This is a genomic window from Streptomyces sp. URMC 124 (assembly GCF_051386455.1).
Classification (GTDB): domain Bacteria; phylum Actinomycetota; class Actinomycetes; order Streptomycetales; family Streptomycetaceae; genus Streptomyces.
In genome coordinates this window covers 1-18,320 of record NZ_JBPQTS010000041.1, presented here as the reverse complement: position 1 = coordinate 18,320, position 18,320 = coordinate 1, and the positions used below count along the sequence as shown (strand labels likewise).

The 18,320-nt window shown below is 71.8% G+C and carries 15 protein-coding genes and 1 pseudogene; 2 read left to right on the top strand and 14 right to left on the bottom strand.

All coding sequences use genetic code 11. The annotated features are described in order from the left end of the window. The 12 genes from nuoL to ACSNOG_RS11525 are packed head-to-tail and all read right to left on the bottom strand — an operon-like array spanning position 1 to position 12,766. Positions 1–1,938, bottom strand: coding sequence for an NADH-quinone oxidoreductase subunit L (gene nuoL / locus ACSNOG_RS11580; RefSeq protein ID WP_436752506.1), 1,938 nt, complete (start codon positions 1,936–1,938; stop codon positions 1–3). Between the two features lie 12 nt (positions 1,939–1,950). Beyond that, complete coding sequence (nuoK, locus tag ACSNOG_RS11575; protein ID WP_058047640.1) at positions 1,951–2,250, bottom strand: NADH-quinone oxidoreductase subunit NuoK; 300 nt, start codon at positions 2,248–2,250, stop codon at positions 1,951–1,953. Then, positions 2,247–3,107, bottom strand: a complete 861-nt coding sequence (locus ACSNOG_RS11570; protein WP_436752505.1) for an NADH-quinone oxidoreductase subunit J — start codon at positions 3,105–3,107, stop codon at positions 2,247–2,249. The genes nuoK and ACSNOG_RS11570 overlap by 4 nt, the downstream gene beginning before the upstream one ends. After that, complete coding sequence (gene nuoI / locus ACSNOG_RS11565; protein ID WP_436752504.1) at positions 3,104–3,715, bottom strand: NADH-quinone oxidoreductase subunit NuoI; 612 nt, start codon at positions 3,713–3,715, stop codon at positions 3,104–3,106. The genes ACSNOG_RS11570 and nuoI overlap by 4 nt, the downstream gene beginning before the upstream one ends. A gap of 5 nt (positions 3,716–3,720) precedes the next feature. Next, complete coding sequence (gene nuoH / locus ACSNOG_RS11560; protein ID WP_436752529.1) at positions 3,721–5,097, bottom strand: NADH-quinone oxidoreductase subunit NuoH; 1,377 nt, start codon at positions 5,095–5,097, stop codon at positions 3,721–3,723. Between the two features lie 8 nt (positions 5,098–5,105). Next, entirely contained in the window at positions 5,106–7,613 is a 2,508-nt protein-coding gene (locus ACSNOG_RS11555; RefSeq protein ID WP_436752503.1) for an NADH-quinone oxidoreductase subunit G, read from the bottom strand. Then, positions 7,610–8,971 carry an NADH-quinone oxidoreductase subunit NuoF gene (gene nuoF / locus ACSNOG_RS11550; protein ID WP_436752502.1) on the bottom strand — a complete coding sequence of 454 codons (1,362 nt, stop codon included), beginning with the start codon at positions 8,969–8,971 and terminating at the stop codon, positions 7,610–7,612. The genes ACSNOG_RS11555 and nuoF overlap by 4 nt, the downstream gene beginning before the upstream one ends. Further along, positions 8,968–9,786, bottom strand: a complete 819-nt coding sequence (nuoE, locus tag ACSNOG_RS11545) for an NADH-quinone oxidoreductase subunit NuoE (RefSeq protein ID WP_436752528.1) — start codon at positions 9,784–9,786, stop codon at positions 8,968–8,970. The genes nuoF and nuoE overlap by 4 nt, the downstream gene beginning before the upstream one ends. Positions 9,787–9,806: 20 nt before the next feature. Next, positions 9,807–11,129 carry an NADH-quinone oxidoreductase subunit D gene (locus tag ACSNOG_RS11540; RefSeq protein ID WP_436752501.1) on the bottom strand — a complete coding sequence of 441 codons (1,323 nt, stop codon included), beginning with the start codon at positions 11,127–11,129 and terminating at the stop codon, positions 9,807–9,809. Further along, the gene (locus ACSNOG_RS11535) at positions 11,129–11,845 is read right to left on the bottom strand and encodes an NADH-quinone oxidoreductase subunit C (RefSeq protein ID WP_436752500.1); all 717 of its coding nucleotides are present in this window, start codon (positions 11,843–11,845) and stop codon (positions 11,129–11,131) included. Before ACSNOG_RS11535 ends, ACSNOG_RS11540 begins: the two co-directional genes overlap by 1 nt. Continuing rightward, a complete protein-coding gene (locus ACSNOG_RS11530) occupies positions 11,842–12,396 on the bottom strand; it encodes a NuoB/complex I 20 kDa subunit family protein (RefSeq protein ID WP_058047632.1) in 555 nt (184 codons plus the stop codon). Before ACSNOG_RS11530 ends, ACSNOG_RS11535 begins: the two co-directional genes overlap by 4 nt. 10 nt (positions 12,397–12,406) lie before the next feature. Next, the gene (locus tag ACSNOG_RS11525) at positions 12,407–12,766 is read right to left on the bottom strand and encodes an NADH-quinone oxidoreductase subunit A (protein ID WP_058047631.1); all 360 of its coding nucleotides are present in this window, start codon (positions 12,764–12,766) and stop codon (positions 12,407–12,409) included. 740 nt (positions 12,767–13,506) lie between these two features. On the opposite strand from ACSNOG_RS11525, the gene ACSNOG_RS11520 reads away from it, so the two are divergent. Together ACSNOG_RS11520 and ACSNOG_RS11515 are read left to right on the top strand one after the other, a co-directional pair. Next, positions 13,507–14,358, top strand: coding sequence for a C40 family peptidase (locus tag ACSNOG_RS11520; RefSeq protein ID WP_436752499.1), 852 nt, complete (start codon positions 13,507–13,509; stop codon positions 14,356–14,358). Between the two features lie 376 nt (positions 14,359–14,734). Next, positions 14,735–15,757, top strand: coding sequence for a winged helix-turn-helix domain-containing protein (locus tag ACSNOG_RS11515; RefSeq protein ID WP_436752498.1), 1,023 nt, complete (start codon positions 14,735–14,737; stop codon positions 15,755–15,757). Positions 15,758–15,823: 66 nt separating this feature from the next. Here the strand turns inward: ACSNOG_RS11515 and ACSNOG_RS11510 are convergent, their stop codons facing one another. Next, complete coding sequence (locus ACSNOG_RS11510) at positions 15,824–17,101, bottom strand: geranylgeranyl reductase family protein (protein WP_436752497.1); 1,278 nt, start codon at positions 17,099–17,101, stop codon at positions 15,824–15,826. A gap of 109 nt (positions 17,102–17,210) precedes the next feature. Then, positions 17,211–18,320 (bottom strand): annotated as a pseudogene (locus ACSNOG_RS11505) (hypothetical protein); the annotation flags it as partial.

Sequence of the window (18,320 nt, the reverse complement as noted above, 5' to 3'; positions counted from 1 at the left end):
CTAAACCGCCCTCATCAGCAGGGTGGCGGCGATGAGCACCGCCGCACCGCCGAACATCGAGACCGCGTACGAACGGGCGTAGCCGTTCTGCAGCTTGCGCATCCGGCCCGACAGGCCGCCCACGGAGGCGGCGGTGCCGTTGACGACGCCGTCGACCAGGGTGTGGTCGACGTAGACCAGGCTGCGGGTGAGGTGCTCGCCTCCACGGACCAGCACGACGTGGTTGAAGTCGTCCTGCAGGAGGTCGCGCCGGGCGGCCCGGGTGAGCAGGCTGCCGCGGGGGGCCGTGACGGGGACGGGCCGGCGCCCGTACTGCGCCCAGGCGATCGCCACGCCGATCACGAGCACGACCATGGTGGCGGCGGTGACGGTCAGGGCGCTGAGGGGCGAGTGCCCCTCGGCGTGCCCGGTGACCGGCTCCAGCCACTTCAGGAAGGTGTCGTTGATGCTGAACAGGCCGCCGGCGAAGACCGATCCGAAGGCCAGGACGACCATCGGGACGGTCATCGTGCGCGGCGACTCGTGGGGGTGCGGCATCTCCCCGGCGCGCGTGGCGGCCGCCGGCTCGGCACTGGGCTCGTCCGGCGAGGGGGCCGGGCGCCAGCGCTCCTCCCCGAAGAACGTCATGAGCATCACGCGGGTCATGTAGTACGCGGTGATGGCGGCGCCCAGCAGGGCCGCGCCGCCCAGGATCCAGCCCTCGGTGCCGCCCTTGGCGAAGGCGGCCTCGATGATCTTGTCCTTGGAGAAGAAGCCGGACAGGCCGGGGAAGCCGATGATGGCGAGGTAGCCCAGGCCGAAGGTGACGAAGGTGACCGGCATGTACTTCCGCAGGCCGCCGTAGCGGCGCATGTCGACCTCGTCGTTCATGCCGTGCATGACGGAGCCGGCGCCGAGGAAGAGCCCGGCCTTGAAGAAGCCGTGCGTCACCAGATGCATGATCGCGAAGACGTAGCCGACGGGCCCCAGGCCGGCGGCCAGGATCATGTACCCGATCTGGGACATGGTGGAGCCCGCCAGGGCCTTCTTGATGTCGTCCTTCGCGCAACCGACGATCGCACCGAAGAGGAGCGTGACCGCGCCGACCGTGACGACCGCCGTCTGGGCGTCCGGCGCCGCATTGAAGATCGCTCCGGAGCGGGTGATCAGATAGACGCCGGCGGTCACCATCGTGGCCGCGTGGATGAGGGCCGAGACCGGAGTCGGGCCCTCCATCGCGTCCCCGAGCCAGGACTGCAGCGGCACCTGGGCGGACTTGCCGCAGGCGGCCAGCAGCAGCATCAGCCCGACGGCCGTCAGCTTGCCCTCGCCCGCCTCCGTGGCCCGCTCCAGGACGGGGCCGAACGCGAAGGTGCCGAACGTGGTGAACATCAGCATGATCGCGATCGACAGGCCCATGTCGCCGACGCGGTTGACGATGAACGCCTTCTTGGCGGCGGTGGCCGCGCTCGGCTTGTGCTGCCAGAAGCCGATCAGCAGGTACGAGGCGAGGCCGACGCCCTCCCAGCCCACGTACAGCAGGAGGTAGTTGTCGGCGACGACGAGCAGGAGCATCGCGGCGAGGAAGAGGTTGAGGTAGCCGAAGAAGCGCCGCCGCCGCTCGTCCTCGGCCATGTAGCCCACCGAGTAGAGGTGGATGAGCGTGCCCACGCCCGTGATCAGCAGGACGAAGGTCATCGACAGCTGGTCGAGGTGGAAGCCGACGTCCGCGCGGAAGCCCCCGACGGGCACCCAGCTGAAGGCCGTGGCGTCCAGCGTGCGGTCGTCGGCGTCGCGGCCGAGCAGCCCGGCGAAGAGCACCGCGCCGATCGCCAGGGACACCGCCGCGAACAGCGTGCCGATCCAGGGCCCGCCGCGGTCGAGCCTGCGCCCGCCGCACAGCAGCACGGCCGCGCCCAGCAGCGGTGCCGCGACGAGCAATCCGATGAGGTTCTCCACGTCAGCGTCCCCTTACAGCTTCAGCAGGCCGGCGTCGTCCACCGAGGCCGAGTGCCGGGAGCGGAAGATCGTCACGATGATGGCGAGGCCCACCACGACCTCGGCCGCGGCCACGACCATCGTGAAGAAGGCGATGATCTGGCCGTCGAGATTGCCGTGCAGCCGGGAGAAGGTGACGAACGCCAGGTTGCAGGCGTTCAGCATCAGCTCGACGCACATGAAGATGACGATCGCGTTCCGCCGGATGAGCACGCCGGCCGCCCCGATGGTGAACAGGAGGGCCGCCAGGTAGAGGTAGTTGACCGGATTCACTTGCTCGCCCCCTTCGCGCCGGCGTCCTCGCTGCGGCCGCGCTCCTGCCAGTCGCCCGAGCGCTGCTCCAGGGCCGCCAGGTCCTCCAGGGCCTCGCCCGAGACGTCCCGGACCTGGCCGCGGGCCCGCAGGGTGGGGCTGACGGTGAGGTCGGAGGCGGTGCCGTCGGGGAGGAGGCCCGGGATGTCGACGGCGTTGTGCCGGGCGTAGACGCCCGGGGCGGGCAGCGGGGTGACCTGCTTGCCCTCGCGGACCCGCCGCTCGGCCAGCTCGCGCTGGGTGGCGGCGCGCTCGGTGCGCTCGCGGTGGGTGAGGACCATCGCGCCGACCGCCGCGGTGATCAGCAGGGCGCCGGTGATCTCGAACGCGAAGACGTACTTGGTGAACAGGAGGGCGGCCAGGCCCTCCACGTTGCCCCCGGCGTTGGCGCGGCCGATGCCGCTCCACTCCTTCAGGGAGGCGTTGGCGATGCCCGCCACGAGGAGGATGCCGAAGCCGAGCACGCACAGGGCGGCGAGCCACCGCTGGCCCTTGATGGTCTCCTTGAGGGAGTCGGCGGCGGTGACGCCCACGAGCATGACGACGAAGAGGAACAGCATCATGATCGCGCCGGTGTAGACGACGATCTGGACGACGCCCAGGAAGTAGGCGCCGTTGGCGAGGTAGAACACCGCCAGGACGATCATGGTGCCGGCCAGGGAGAGGGCGCTGTGCACGGCCTTCTTCATCAGGACGGCGCCCAGCGCCCCGAGGACGGCGACGACCGCCAGGATCCAGAACTGGACCGCCTCGCCGGTCGAGGTGGTGGAGGCGGCCGAGGCAGCCAGGGAAGAGGCGGCGAGGGGAAGGGCGTTCACGCGTCCGCCCCTTCCTCGTCGGGCTTCTCGCCTTTGCTGCGGGCGACTTGCCGGACGGTGCCGGAGGCGGCTTCGGTCACCAGGCCGCGGTAGTAGTCCTGTTCGGTCATACCGGGGAAGATCGCGTGGGGGCTGTCGACCATGCCCTCCTCCAGGCCCGCGAGCAGCTCCTCCTTGGTGTAGATGAGCGACTCGCGGCTGCTGTCGGCCAGTTCGTACTCATTGGTCATGGTGAGGGCGCGCGTGGGGCACGCCTCGACGCACAGGCCGCACAGGATGCAGCGGAGGTAGTTGATCTGGTAGACGCGGCCGTAGCGCTCGCCCGGCGAATACCGCTCCTCGGGCTTGTTGTCCGCGCCCTCCACGTAGATGGCGTCCGCGGGGCAGGCCCAGGCGCACAGCTCGCAGCCGATGCACTTCTCCAGGCCGTCCGGGTGCCGGTTGAGCTGGTGGCGGCCGTGGAAGCGGGGGGCCGTGGGCTTCTTGTACTCCGGGTACTGCTCGGTCAGCCGCTTCTTGAACATGGCCTTGAAGGTCACGCCGAAGCCGGCCACGGGATTGCGGGGGGTATCGCGGGGATCATCGCCCCGCGCGGGTTCGGTAGCCACAGCCGTCAGCCCTCCTTTCCGTCACGCACAGTATCGGGCCCGCCACTGACAATGAGCTCTCCGTCGCGGCGCGGCCTGCGGCGCGGCACCGGCGGGAGGGTCTGCCCGGGCAGCGGCGGCACGGGGAACCCGCCGCCCGTCGGGTCGAACTCCCGCTCCGGCGCGGCCTCTCCGTCCCCTTGGCCGCGCTCGCCCTTGCGGAAGATGTCCGCGACGAAGGAGAGCAGCAGGACCGCGACCACAGCGCCGCCGACGTACAGCACGATCTGCTGGAAGTCGTAGTTCTCGTTCCGCAGGGCCCGCACCGAGGCGACGAGCATCAGCCAGACCATCGAGACCGGGATGAGGACCTTCCACCCGAGCTTCATGAACTGGTCGTAGCGCAGCCGCGGCAGCGTGCCGCGCAGCCAGATGAAGAAGAACAGCAGCAGCTGCAGCTTGATGACGAACCACAGCAGCGGCCACCACCCGTGGTTCGCGCCCTCCCAGAAGGCCGAGACCGGGTAGGGGGCCCGCCAGCCGCCCAGGAACAGCGTCACCGCCACCGCCGAGACGGTGACCATGTTGACGTACTCGGCCAGCATGAACATCGCGAACTTGATGGAGGAGTACTCGGTGTTGAAGCCGCCGACCAGGTCGCCCTCGGACTCCGGCAGGTCGAAGGGGGCCCGGTTGGTCTCCCCCACCATCGCCACGATGTAGACGATGAAGGACACCGGCAGCAGCAGCACGTACCAGCGGTCGTGCTGGGCCTCGACGATCGCCGAGGTCGACATCGATCCCGAGTAGAGGAAGACGGCCGCGAAGGAGACGCCCATCGCGATCTCGTACGAGATCATCTGCGCGCACGAGCGCAGGCCGCCGAGCAGCGGGTACGTCGAGCCGGAGGACCAGCCCGCGAGCACGATGCCGTAGATGCCCACCGAGGCCGTGGCGAGGATGTACAGCACGCCGATCGGCAGGTCAGTGAGCTGCATCGTGGTGCGGTGCCCGAAGATCGAGATCTCGTTGCCGGCCGGGCCGAAGGGGATCACGGCGATCGCCATGAACGCGGGGACGGCCGCCACGACCGGGGCGAGCAGGTAGACCGCCTTGTCCGCCCGCTTGACGATCACGTCCTCTTTCAGCATCAGCTTGATGCCGTCCGCGAGGGACTGCAGCATCCCCCAGGGGCCGTGCCGGTTGGGGCCGATCCGCAGCTGCATCCACGCGACGACCTTGCGCTCCCAGACGATCGAGAACAGCACGGTCAGCATGACGAAGGCGAAGCAGAAGACCGCCTTGACGACGACCAGCCACCACGGGTCCCGGCCGAACACCGACAGGTCCTCGGCGGCCAGGGCGGTCAGTCGGTGGGCCTGCACGGCCTGCACAGCTTCCACAGCGTTCACTACCGCGCCTCCGGTGTCCCGGTCCCGGTGCCCTCACCGGAATCCGCCCCGATCCGTACGAGCTCGCCGGGGCGCGCGCCGGTGTCCCCGGCGACGCCGCCGCCCGCCGAGTTCAGCGGCAGCCACACCACGCGGTCCGGCATGGCCGTCACGCGCAGCGGCAGCCGCACCGTCCCGGCCGGGCCCGTCACCGCCAGCAGCTCGCCGTCGCGCACGCCCGCCTCCGCGGCGGTCGCCGCCGACAGCCGGGCGAGCGCCGCGTGCCGCGTGCCCGCCAGGGCGTCGTCACCGTCCTGCAGACGGCCCTGGTCCAGCAGCATCCGGTGGCCCGCCAGCACCGCCTCGCCGGCGCCCGGCTGCGGCAGCGGCCGGGCCGTCTCCACCGGGTCCGCGGCGTGCGCGCCGTCCCAGGGGCCGAGGCGGCGCAGCTCCGCGCGGACGGCGTCGACGTCCGGCAGGCCGAGCCCGATGCCCATGGCGTCCGCCAGCATGTGCAGCACGCGGGCGTCCGCCGGCACGTGGCGGCGCGGCAGCTGGTCGGGCTTGATGGCGACTTCGAACGGGCGGGCCCGGCCCTCCCAGTTGAGGAACGTGCCCGCCTTCTCCGCCACGGCCGCCACCGGCAGGACGACGTCCGCCCGGTCGGAGACCTCGCTGGGCCGCTGCTCCAGGCTGACCAGGAAGCCGATGGCATCGAGCGCTTCCCGCGCGCGCGGCGGATCGGGCAGGTCCGCGACCTCGACGCCGCCCACCAGCAGGGCGCCCAGCTCTCCCCTGGCCGCAGCCTCCACGATCTGGCCACTGTCCCGGCCGGGGCTGCGCGGCAGGTCGTCCACGCCCCAGGCGGCCGCCGTCTCCTCGCGCGCCCGCGGGTCGGTGGCCGGCCGGCCGCCGGGCAGCAGCCCCGGCAGGGCCCCCGCCTCCAGCGCGCCCCGCTCGCCCGCCCTGCGCGGGATCCACACCAGCTGCGCGCCGGTGGCCGTGGCCGCGGCGACGGCGGCCGTCAGCGCGCCGGGCACGCCCGCGAGCCGCTCGCCGACGACGATCACGGCCCCGTCGGCGCGCAGGGCCTCCGCCGCGGCCTGCCCCGGCCCGTCCGGGCCCGCGCCCTCGGCCAGCGCCCGCAGCCACTCGGTCTCGGTGCCGGGCGCGGCGGGCAGCAGCGTGCCTCCGGCCTTCTCCAGGCCGCGGCTGGCGTGCGTGGCAAGCGCGAAGACGCGCTGCCGGTGCCCCCGCCAGGCCTTGCGCAGCCGCAGGAAGACGCCGGGCGCCTCCTCCTCCGCCTCGAAGCCCGCCAGCAGGACCGCCGGGGCCTTCTCCAGCGCGGCGTACGTCAGCCCTCCGCCGTCGAGATCCCGGCCGCGGCCCGCCACCCGCGCGGCGAGGAAGTCGGCCTCCTCACCGCTGTGCACCCGGGCCCGGAAGTCGACGTCGTGCGTGTCGAGCGCCACCCGCGCGAACTTCGCGTACGCGTAGGCGTCCTCGACCGTCAGCCGGCCGCCGGTCAGGACGCCCGCCCTGCCGCGCGCGGCCGCCAGCCCGCGCCCCGCGGCCTCCAGGGCCTCCAGCCAGCTCGCCGGTTCCAGGACGCCCTCGGCGCTGCGCACCAGCGGGTGGGTGAAGCGCTCCGGCCGCTGCGCGTAGCGGAACGCGAAGCGGCCCTTGTCGCACACCCACTCCTCGTTGACCTCGGGGTCGTCCGCGGCGAGGCGGCGCATCACCTTGCCGCGCCGGTGGTCCGTGCGCAGCGCGCAGCCGCCCGCGCAGTGCTCGCACACCGACGGCGACGACACCAGGTCGAAGGGGCGCGAGCGGAAGCGGTACGCTGCCGACGTCAGTGCGCCCACCGGGCAGATCTGGATGGTGTTGCCGGAGAAGTACGACTCGAAGGGCGCGCCCTCGCCCGTGCCGACCTGCTGCAGCGCCCCGCGCTCCAGCAGCTCGATCATCGGGTCGCCCGCGATCTGCTGGGAGAAGCGCGTGCAGCGCGCGCACAGCACGCACCGCTCGCGGTCCAGCAGCACCTGCGGGGAGATGGGCACCGGCTTCTCGAAGGTCCGCTTGCGGCCCTCGAAGCGGGTGTCGGCCTGCCCCGCCGTCATCGCCTGGTTCTGCAGGGGGCACTCGCCGCCCTTGTCGCAGACGGGGCAGTCCAGCGGGTGGTTGATCAGCAGCAGCTCCATCACGCCGCGCTGCGCCTTCTCGGCGACGGGCGAGGTCAGCTGCGTCCGCACGACCATGCCGTCCGTGCACGTGATGGTGCAGGAGGCCATCGGCTTGCGCTGGCCCTCGACCTCCACGATGCACTGCCGGCAGGCGCCCGCCGGGTCGAGCAGCGGGTGGTCGCAGAAGCGGGGGATCTCGATGCCCAGCAGTTCCGCGGCGCGGATGACCAGCGTCCCCTTGGGGACGGAGATCGCGGCGCCGTCGATCGTGAGGGAGACGAGGTCCTCCGGCGGCGGCTTCGCGCCCCCTCCTCCGGAGGGGGCAGACGTCGTGACCGTCACGCGTTCACCTCCAGGTGGGAGTTCTGCGGGCCGTCGGCCCACAGGGTCGACTTCGACGGGTCGAAGGGGCAGCCCCGGCCCGTGACGTGCTGCTCGTACTCCGCGCGGAAGTGCTGCAGCGAGGAGAGGATGGGCGCGGCGGCGCCGTCGCCGAGGGCGCAGAAGGACTTGCCGTTGATGTTGTCCGAGATGTCGGCGAGCTTGTCGAGGTCGGCCATGCGGCCCTTGCCTGCCTCGATGTCGCGCAGCAGCTGGACCAGCCAGTACGTGCCCTCGCGGCAGGGCGTGCACTTGCCGCAGGATTCGTGCGCGTAGAACTCCGTCCAGCGGGTGACCGCGCGCACCACGCACGTCGTCTCGTCGAAGCACTGCAGGGACTTGGTGCCCAGCAGCGAGCCGGCGGCGGCCACGCTGTCGAAGTCCAGCGGCACGTCGATCTGTTCGGCGGTGAACATGGGGCTGGAGGAGCCGCCCGGCGTCCAGAACTTCAGCCGGTGACCGGGGCGCATGCCGCCGCTCATGTCGAGCAGCTGGCGCAGCGTGATGCCCATGGGGCCCTCGTACTGGCCGGGGTTGGCGACGTGGCCCGAGAGCGAGTAGAGCGTGAATCCGGGGCACTTGTCGGTGCCCATCGACCGGAACCACTCCTTGCCCTTGTTCAGGATCGCGGGAACCGACGCGATGGACTCCACGTTGTTCACCACGGTGGGGCAGGCGTACAGGCCCGCGACGGCGGGGAAGGGGGGCCGGAGCCGGGGCTGGCCGCGGCGTCCTTCCAGGGAGTCGAGGAGGGCGGTCTCCTCGCCGCAGATGTAGGCGCCCGCGCCCGCGTGCACGGTCAGCTCCAGGTCCATCCCGGAGCCGAGGACGTTCTTGCCGAGGTAGCCCGCGGCGTAGGCCTCGCGCACGGCCTCGTGCAGCCGGCGCAGCACGGGGACGACCTCGCCGCGCAGGTAGACGAAGGCCCGGTCGGAGCGGATCGCGTGGCAGGCGATCACGATGCCCTCGATGAGGGTGTGCGGCGCGGCGAACAGCAGCGGGATGTCCTTGCAGGCCCCGGGCTCGGATTCGTCCGCGTTGACCACGAGGTAGTGCGGCTTGCCGTCGCCCTGCGGGATGAACTGCCACTTCATCCCGGTCGGGAAGCCTGCGCCGCCGCGGCCGCGCAGGCCCGAGTCCTTGACGTAGCCGATGACGTCGTCGGGGGCCATCGCGAGCGCCTTGCGCGCGCCCTGGTAGCCCTCGTGGCGCAGGTAGGTCTCCAGGGTCCACGAGCGCGGCTCGTCCCAGAAGGCGCTCAGCACGGGAGCGAGCAGCTTCTCCGGGCTCGTCTCCCCCATCGCTGGTGCCATGGTCATCCCTCCCCCTCCTCGGTGACGGGCCCGGCGGGGTGTTCGGGGTCCGAGGCGGACGTCTTCTGCGGCGCGTCGTGGCTGCTGAGGTGCTCGCCGGGGTGCTGGTGCCCGGTGGAGGGCGGGGCGCCGCGGGGCGGGCCCACCCGGGCCGGGCCGGCGCCCTCGCCCTTGGCCAGCCGCAGCCCGGCCAGGGAGGCCGGGCCCGCGCCGCCGCTCGCCTCGACCGCGTCCGGCCGGGGGTCGGGGAAGCCGGCGAGGATGCGGGAGGTCTCCCGGAAGGTGCACAGCGGTGCGCCGCGGGTCGGTTCGGCGCCGCGGCCGGCGCGCAGGTCGTCCACGAGGGCCTTGGCGCTCTCGACCGTCTGGTTGTCGAAGAACTCCCAGTTGACCATCACGACGGGCGCGAAGTCGCAGGCGGCGTTGCACTCGACGTGCTCGAGGGTGATCTTGCCGTCGGGGGTGGTGTCGCCGTTGCCGAGGCCGAGGTGGCGGCGCAGCCCCTCGAAGATGGCGTCGCCGCCCATGACGGCGCACAGGGTGTTGGTGCACACCCCCACCTGGTACTCGCCGCCGGGCTCGCGCCGGTACATCGTGTAGAAGGTGGCGACGGCCGTGACCTCGGCGGCGGTCAGGCCGAGCACCTCGGCGCAGAACCGCAGCCCGGTGCGGGTGACGTGCCCCTCCTCGGCCTGCACGAGGTGCAGCAGCGGCAGCAGGGCGCTGCGGCTGTCGGGATAGCGGGCGATCACCTCCGCGGCGTCGGCCGCGAGCCGCGCGCGCACGTCGGCGGGATAGTCGGGCGCGGGAAGCTGAGGCATCCCGAGCTGTACGTCATGGCTCACCGGTCGACGCCTCCCATCACGGGATCGATGGACGCCACCGCGACGATCACGTCGGCCACCTGGCCGCCCTCGCACATCGCCGCCATGGACTGCAGGTTGGTGAAGGACGGGTCGCGGAAGTGGACGCGGTACGGGCGGGTGCCGCCGTCGCTGACGACGTGGACGCCCAGCTCGCCCTTGGGCGACTCGACCGCGGCGTAGACCTGGCCGGGCGGGACCCGGAAGCCCTCCGTCACCAGTTTGAAGTGGTGGATCAGGGCCTCCATGGAGGTGCCCATGATCTTCTTGATGTGGTCGAGGGAGTTGCCGAGGCCGTCGGGGCCCAGGGCCAGCTGGGCGGGCCAGGCGATCTTCTTGTCCGCGACCATGACCGGGCCGGGGGCCAGCCGGTCCAGGCACTGCTCGATGATCCGCAGGGACTGGTGCATCTCCTCCAGGCGGATCAGGAAGCGCCCGTAGGAGTCGCAGGTGTCGGCGGTCGGCACCTCGAAGTCGTAGGTGTCGTAGCCGCAGTAGGGCTGGGACTTGCGCAGGTCGTGCGGCAGGCCGGTGGCGCGCAGGATGGGGCCGGTCGCTCCGAGGGCCATGCAGCCGGCGAGGTCGAGGTGGCCGACGCCCTGCAGGCGGCCCTTGAAGATGGGGTTGCCGGTGGCGAGCTTGTCGTACTCCGGCAGGTTCTTGCGCATCTTCTTCACGAACTCGCGCACCTGGTCCACGGCGCCGGGCGGCAGGTCCTGCGCGAGGCCGCCGGGGCGGACGTAGGCGTGGTTCATGCGCAGGCCGGTGATCAGCTCGTAGACGTCGAGGACGAGCTCGCGGTCCCGGAAGCCGTAGATCATGATCGTGGTGGCGCCGAGCTCCATGCCGCCGGTGGCGATGCACACCAGGTGCGAGGAGATTCGGTTCAGCTCCATCAGGAGCACGCGGATGACCGAGGCGCGGTCGGGGATCTGCTCCTCGATGCCCAGCAGCTTCTCCACGCCCAGGCAGTACGCCGTCTCGTTGAAGAAGGGCGTGAGGTAATCCATGCGCGTGACGAAGGTGGTGCCCTGCGTCCAGGTCCGGTATTCGAGGTTCTTCTCGATGCCGGTGTGCAGATAGCCGATGCCGCAGCGGGCCTCGGTGACGGTCTCGCCGTCGATCTCCAGGATCAGGCGGAGCACTCCGTGGGTGGAGGGGTGCTGCGGGCCCATGTTGACGATGATGCGCTCGTCGTCGGCCTGCTTGGCGGTGGCCGCGAGTTCGTCCCAGTCGCCGCCGGTGACCGTGTAGACGGTGCCTTCCGTCGTCTCGCGCGGGCTTGCTTGTGATGCGCTCATCAGCTGTACGACCTCCGCTCGTCCGGAGCCGGGATGCGGGCGCCCTTGTACTCGACGGGCACGCCGCCGAGGGGGTAGTCCTTGCGCTGCGGGAAGCCCTGCCAGTCGTCCGGCATCATGATCCGCGTGAGCGCCGGGTGGCCGTCGAAGACGATGCCGAAGAAGTCGTACGTCTCGCGCTCGTGCCAGTCGTTGGTGGGGTAGACGCCGACGATCGAGGGGATGTGCGGGTCGGCGTCGGGGGCGCCGACCTCCAGCCGGATCAGCCGGTTGTGGGTGATCGAGCGCAGGTGGTAGACGGCGTGCAGCTCGCGGCCCTTGTCCGCCGGGAAGTGCACTCCGCTCACGCCCGTGCACAGCTCGAAGCGGAGCGCGGGGTCGTCGCGCAGGGTGCGGGCGGCGCGGGGCAGGTGCTCGCGGGCGATGTGGAACGTGAGCTCGCCGCGGTCGACGACGGTCTTCTCGATGACGGTCTCCGGGAGGAGGCCCTGCTCCTCCAGGGCGCCCTCGAACTCGTCCGCCACCTCGTCGAAGTACCCGCCGTAGGGGCGGGTGGCCTCGCCCGGCAGCCGCACGGTGCGCACCAGGCCGCCGTAGCCGGTGGTGTCGCCGCCGTTGCGGGCGCCGAACATGCCGCGCTGGACGCGGATGGTCTCGCCGGCCTCGTCCCGCTGGGCGGGGACCTGCTCGGGGGGGACCCGTTCCTGCTCGCTCACCGCAGCAGCCCCTTCATCTCGATCAACGGCAGGGCTTTGAGGGCCGCCTCCTCCGCCTCGCGGGCGGCCTCCTCGCGGTGCACCCCGAGCTTCTCGCCCTGGATCTTCCGGTGCAGCTTCAAGATCGCGTCCATGAGCATCTCGGGCCGCGGCGGGCAGCCGGGGAGGTAGATGTCGACCGGCACGATGTGGTCGACGCCCTGGACGATCGCGTAGTTGTTGAACATGCCGCCGCTGGAGGCGCAGACGCCCATGGAGATCACCCACTTGGGGTTGGGCATCTGGTCGTAGACCTGGCGCAGGACGGGGGCCATCTTCTGGCTCACCCGGCCGGCGACGATCATCAGATCGGCCTGGCGGGGCGAGCCGCGGAAGACCTCCATGCCGAAGCGGGCCAGGTCGTAGCGGCCGGCGCCGGTGGTCATCATCTCGATGGCGCAGCAGGCCAGGCCGAAGGTCGCCGGGAAGACGGACGACTTGCGGACCCAGCCCGCGGCCTGCTCGACCGTGGTCAGCGCGAAGCCGCTGGGCAGCTTCTCCTCGAGTCCCATGTGGTGCCCCCTAGTCCCATTCCAGGCCGCCGCGGCGCCAGACGTAGGCGTAGGCGACGAAGACGGTGAGCACGAAGAGCAGCATCTCCACGAGCCCGAACAGACCCAGGGCGTCGAAGGTGACGGCCCAGGGGTAGAGGAAGACGATCTCGATGTCGAAGACGATGAAGAGCATCGCCGTCAGGTAGTACTTGATCGGGAAGCGCCCGCCGCCCGCGGGCTGCGGGGTGGGCTCGATACCGCACTCGTAGGCCTCGAGCTTGGCGCGGTTGTACCTCTTGGGCCCGATGAGCGAGGCCATGACCACGGAGAAGATCGCGAAGCCTGCCCCGAGGGCTCCCAGTACGAGGATGGGCGCGTAGGCGTTCACCGCTCCTCGCTCCTTCCAGTCGACGCTGACTGCCGGCTTACCGGACCCGGTCGGGCGCACCGCCCACGATGGGGACCACCGAGGACCACCGGAGATCACCGCGAAGATCACCGATATGTGAGGCAGTTCACAAGCCCGGGTCGATTGCATCCTATGCCCGCCGGTCTGTGATCTGCGACACGGGGTGCGCACCCGCGTTTGTGATCTCCACCACCTGACGAACGATCATCAAGTCGGATGAGCGGCGATCTTCATACACGAAGCGGCCGAGTGATCACCAGAGGTGACAATCGGACCCTCAGGTCCTGGTCGGAGAGGTGTTGCACTATCAAGCGATGCCACATGCAAGCAAATTGGCAGTTGCGGTCTTCAACTGATATAGGCGCGCCGTCCCCTGATTTCCCGTCGCCCCGGCGGCCGCGCCGGGCAACGACTGGCACCCCCGTTCACGAGAGCCCGTACGGGGCGACCGGGACGTGAGCTGCGCCACGCGCCGGGCGGGACTGGAGCCGGTTTTGCCGGGTAGCCTCGACACGTGAGCCGTGATGGTGATATGACCATCGCCGATCATGAGTGATGGCCAAAACCCCATGCTGAGGCGGCCGATAGGGGTCGGCGGGGCGCCGAGCGCCGTGATGTTCCCGTGATCAAATGCCCGAATTCTGGGCGCGTGCACGTCAATTGTGACGCACGTCACCTTTATTGAACTCACCCTGCGCGGACTGATAGTCCGTTGTCCCATGTCCCCCAACGCGCACATAACCAGCCACCGGAAGCCCCGTCGTACGGCCACCCAGTCGTGGGTCGTCCGCACTGGTGTTGCCGGTGGCGTCCTCAGCACCCTGGCCGTGGCCGGCGCCGGTTCCGCCACCGCCGCCGAGAAGCCCGTCGAGGCGACCGTCGAGATGCCCGCGGTCAACGCGGCCCTGGCCACGTCCATCGCGCAGAGCGCGGCGGCCACCCAGCAGACGTCCTTCGACTTCCAGGACCGCGCGCAGCAGGACGAGGCGACCAGCAAGGTCGAGGCCGCCGCCAAGAAGGCCGCCGACGAGGCCGAGCGCAAGGCCGAGGCCGAGCGGAAGGCCGCCGCGGCCAAGGAGAAGCGCGAGAAGGAGGAGGAGGCCCGCGCCTCCCGCGCCACCGAGCGTCAGAGCCTGAGCGGCAAGTCCGCCGCCCAGACCTCCGAGGACGCCGCCACGGCCGCCTCGTCCTCCTCCAAGAGCAGCGGCACCGCCACCGGCAGCACCGCCAGCCTGGTCTCCTTCCTCCGGGCCCAGGTCGGCAAGGCGTACGTGATGGGCTCCACCGGCCCGTCCTCCTACGACTGCTCCGGCCTGGTCATGGCCGCCTACAGCCAGATCGGCATCGACCTGCCGCGCGTCTCGCAGGACCAGTCGACGGCCGGCACCCAGGTGTCGACCTCGAACCTGCAGGTCGGCGACATCCTCTACTGGGGTTCCGCGGGCAGCGCGTACCACGTGGCCGTCTACATCGGCGGCGGCAAGTTCATCGGCGCGCAGAACCCGAGCACGGGCATCGTCGAGCGCGACATGAGCTACTCCCCGCCCACCGGCGCCGTCCGCGTCCTCTGACGCCGGACCGCCCAGCGGCTCGCACGTTCGTGAAGGGCCGCCGTCCCACCGCTCGGGACGGCGGCCCTTCGGCATGCCCGCCGGCGGCCGTGTCCCCCGCACGGCCCGCGGCGCGGCCTGCCCGCACGGACACCCTGCGACCCCCGTCTCCCCCAGGCCGTCCGTGCCTCCCCCGTACCGGGGCGGGCGCTCCGAGCCGCGTGAGAAGCGCCCGCCCCGGTAGGTGAAGTCTGCAAGCACCCTCGCCCCGGGGACAAAGCCCTTCGGCGGGCGCCGAATCCGGACTCCGGATCCGGACGCCGCATCCGGACTCCTCGCCAAGTTGTCCAGATCCGGACAGCTGGCCGATAGCTCCGGGGCGCTACCGTCGGTCACCGTGCTACGCATCCACTTCGGCCCCGAAGATCTCGGCAGGGTGCGCCTCGCGCCCGGCCCCGATCCGCTGGCGGAGGCGGCACTGAGCCTGCCCGTGCTGCAGAACCGGTGGATGGGCGGGATCGCCCTGGACGGCTGGCGGCACCGCACCCAGCGCGGCCTGAGCCCGGTCATGCGGCCCCTGCTGGAGCTGGCCCCGGCCAACATGGGCGAGTACCTCCCCGAGGCCTTCCTGCACGCCGAGGACGGCGCCTGCTCGCTGGCGGAGAGCCTGGAGTCCGTGTGGTCCCTGCCGCGGAAGGTCTGGACGGCCGAGCTGGAGTGCGCGCTGGACCACCGCCCCGTGCCGCAGTGGTTCGGCGACCTGCACACCGCCGACCGCCCGGCCGCCCGCACCGTCGACCAGGCCTTCCGCTCGTACTGGGAGACGGCCCTCGCGCCCTACTGGTCGCAGGTCACCGCCTGCGTCCAGGCCGACCGCACGCGCCGCATCCGCGCCGCCGCGGAACAGGGCGTCGAGCACCTGCTCGCCACCCTGCACCCCACCGTGCGCTGGGAGTCACCGGTGCTGCACGTGCCCTGCATGCACAACGAGGGCTTCCACCGGGACTTCCACGACGTGCACCTGGCCGGGCGCGGCCTGACGCTCACGCCCTCGTTCTTCTGGCCGCACCCCACGGCGCGCGCCCACAGCGCGGACGACGAGGCGCCCATCGACCTGTGCTACCCCGTCGCCCTCGACCTGTCCGCCTACCAGGCGGTCCTCTCCCGGCCCGCCGCCCCGGGCGAGCTCGGCCGGCTGACCGCACTGCTCGGGCGCACCCGCGCCCGCGTGCTGGACGCCGCGGCTGAGGGCGGCAGCACCGCGCAGCTCGCCCGCCGCACGGGCATCTCCCCGGCCTCGGCGAGCGAGCACGCGACCGTGCTGCGGGAGGCGGGCCTGCTGAGCACCACCCGCACGGGTCCCTCCGTGCACCACACGCTCACCCCGCTGGGGCAGGCGCTGCTCAACGGGGTGGTGTGACCGGCGGGCCGGGCGGGGCGCCCGGAAGCCACCCGAAGGGTGGAAGGCCCGTGCGGCGCCCGCGCGTCACGCCTTCGGCGCGATGCGGCTCAGCCCGTTGATGATGCGGTCCATCGCGTCCCCGCCCTGCGGGTCCGTCAGATTCGCCAGCATCTTCAGCGTGAACTTCATCAGCAGCGGGTGCGTCAGGCCGTGCTGGGCACCGATCTTCATCACCTTGGGGTTGCCGATGAGCTTCACGAAGGCCCGGCCGAGCGTGTAGTAGCCGCCGTAGGTGTCCTTGAGGACCTTCGGGTAGCGCTGCAGGGCCAGCTCGCGCTGGGCGTACGAAGCGCGCGCGTGGGCCTGGACGATGACGTCCGCGGCGATCTGCCCGGACTCCATGGCGTACGCGATGCCCTCGCCGTTGAACGGGTTCACCAGCCCGCCCGCGTCACCGACCAGCAGCAGGCCGCGCGTGTAGTGCGGCTGGCGGTTGAAGGCCATCGGCAGGGCGGCGCCGCGGATCGGGCCCGTCATGTTCTCCGGGGTGTAGCCCCAGTCCTCGGGCATCGAGGCGCACCAGGCCTTGAGGACCTCGCGCCAGTCCAGCTCCTTGAAGGACTCCGAGGTGTTGAGCACGCCCAGACCGACGTTGCTCGTGCCGTCGCCCATGCCGAAGATCCAGCCGTAGCCGGGCAGCAGCCGGTCCTTCGGACCGCGCCGGTCCCACAGCTCCAGCCAGGACTCCAGGTAGTCGTCCTCGTGGCGCGGGGAGGTGAAGTACGTGCGCACGGCCACGCCCATGGGGCGGTCCTCACGGCGGTGCAGGCCCATGCCCAGCGACAGGCGGGAGGAGTTGCCGTCGGCGGCGACGACGAGCGGGGCGCGGAAGGTGACCGGGGTCTTCTCCTCGCCGAGCTTCGCCTCGACGCCCACGATCCGGCCCGTGCGGTCGTCGATGACGGGCGCGCCGACGTTGCAGCGCTCGTACATCCGGGCGCCGGCCTTCACCGCGTTACGGGCCAGCTGCTCGTCGAAGTCGTCGCGCTTGCGGACCAGTCCGTAGTCCGGGAAGGAGGCGAGATCCGGCCAGTCGAGCTGCAGCCGGACGCCGCCGCCGATGATGCGCAGGCCCTTGTTGCGCAGCCAGCCCGCCTCCTCGGAGATGTCGATGCCCATCGCCACGAGCTGCTTGGTGGCACGGGGCGTCAGCCCGTCGCCGCACACCTTCTCGCGCGGGAACGCCGTCTTCTCCAGCAGGAGGACGTCCAGTCCGGCCTTGGCGAGGTAGTAGGCGGTGGTCGACCCGGCCGGGCCGGCCCCGACGACGATCACATCCGCGGAGTGTTCGGTATCGGTCACGGTCGGCTCTCCCGTTCGGCTGAGGACTGGTCACCCGAGTCTATGAGCCGCCCGCCCGGCGCCGGGCGGGGGCCACCCGGCCGTTCAGGGGGTGCCGGAGCGCGCCCCGCTACCCGGTCCGCCAGGAGCCGAGCGCGGTGTCGAAGGGCTTGCGGGCCGCGTCACCGCCGCCGTCCCGGCCGCGGAACATGATGGCGTACTCCGTGTCCGAACCGTCCACGTACGCCTGGTTGTAGCCGTGCATGGTGCGGCCCGAGGACTTCTCGACCCAGGTCCACTCCCACAGGGCGCCCGGGCGGCCCTGGAAGGTGTTCCGCGTCATCTTGACCCGCTTGTAGCCGTTCAGCTGGCCCACGCCCTTCTCCAGCTCCCGGAAGTGGTCGTACGCCGACTGCTTGGTGCCGTGGACGATGCCGATGCGCAGGTACTCGCTGCCGGTGCGGCCCGCGTAGTCGATCTGGCCGCTCCCCTGGTCCTCCCGGCGCCAGCCCTGCGGCACCGCGAGGGAGAAGCCCTCCGGGGCGGTCACGTTCTCGTAGCCCGCGGGCGCGGGGCCGGACGCCGCGGGCGCCGACGACGAGGCGGACGCGGAGGGCGACGGCGAGGCCGAGGCCGACTCGGAGGCGGACGGGGACGGCGACGCGGAGGCGGACGGGGAGGCCGAGGCCGAAGCGGACGGCGAGGGGGAGGCGGCGTTGCTGGGCGGCGCCGTGGGCGGCGCCGGCTCGACGGACCGGGTGTCCTCGACGCGGGCGTCGTTCCGTTTGCCGCTGCTCTTGCCCTGCGTCAGCAGGATCCCGCCGCCCACGGCCCCGGCGATCACCACGACCGCCACCGCGGCCGCCACCCAGGAGGGGTTGAGCCTGCGGCGGGCCTTGGGCAGCACGAAGAACTCGGGGGTGGGCCCGATGACCGTGACCGGCCCCGCCTCCGGCGCGGGCGGGAAGGGCGGGGCGCCCGCTGCCTGCGGCGCGGCGCTCGACGCGAACCCGGGCGCGGACGCCGGTGCCGGTGCCGGTCCGGCTGCGGGCGCCGGAACCGGCGCGGGTACGGGCGGAACGGCGGCACCGGGCACGGTCCACGGCGCCGGAGGCGACGGCAGCACGGGAGCGGCCCCCGCGGCGGCGTCAGGGACCGCACGTGCGGGATCCGGGGCCGCGGCGGCGGGAACGGCTGCAGCCGGGGGCACGAAGCTCCCCGCCGCGGCCAGCGCCGCGAC

Excerpts from the sequence above, each read along its gene's own strand:
- ACSNOG_RS11530 (WP_058047632.1), bottom strand. The coding sequence starts at position 12,396 with ATGGGACTCGAGGAGAAGCTGCCCAGCGGCTTCGCGCTGACCACGGTC.
- ACSNOG_RS11540 (WP_436752501.1), bottom strand. The coding sequence starts at position 11,129 with ATGAGCGCATCACAAGCAAGCCCGCGCGAGACGACGGAAGGCACCGTC.
- ACSNOG_RS11520 (WP_436752499.1), top strand. The coding sequence starts at position 13,507 with ATGTCCCCCAACGCGCACATAACCAGCCACCGGAAGCCCCGTCGTACG.
- nuoF (WP_436752502.1), bottom strand. The coding sequence starts at position 8,971 with ATGACCATGGCACCAGCGATGGGGGAGACGAGCCCGGAGAAGCTGCTC.
- nuoE (WP_436752528.1), bottom strand. The coding sequence starts at position 9,786 with ATGCCTCAGCTTCCCGCGCCCGACTATCCCGCCGACGTGCGCGCGCGG.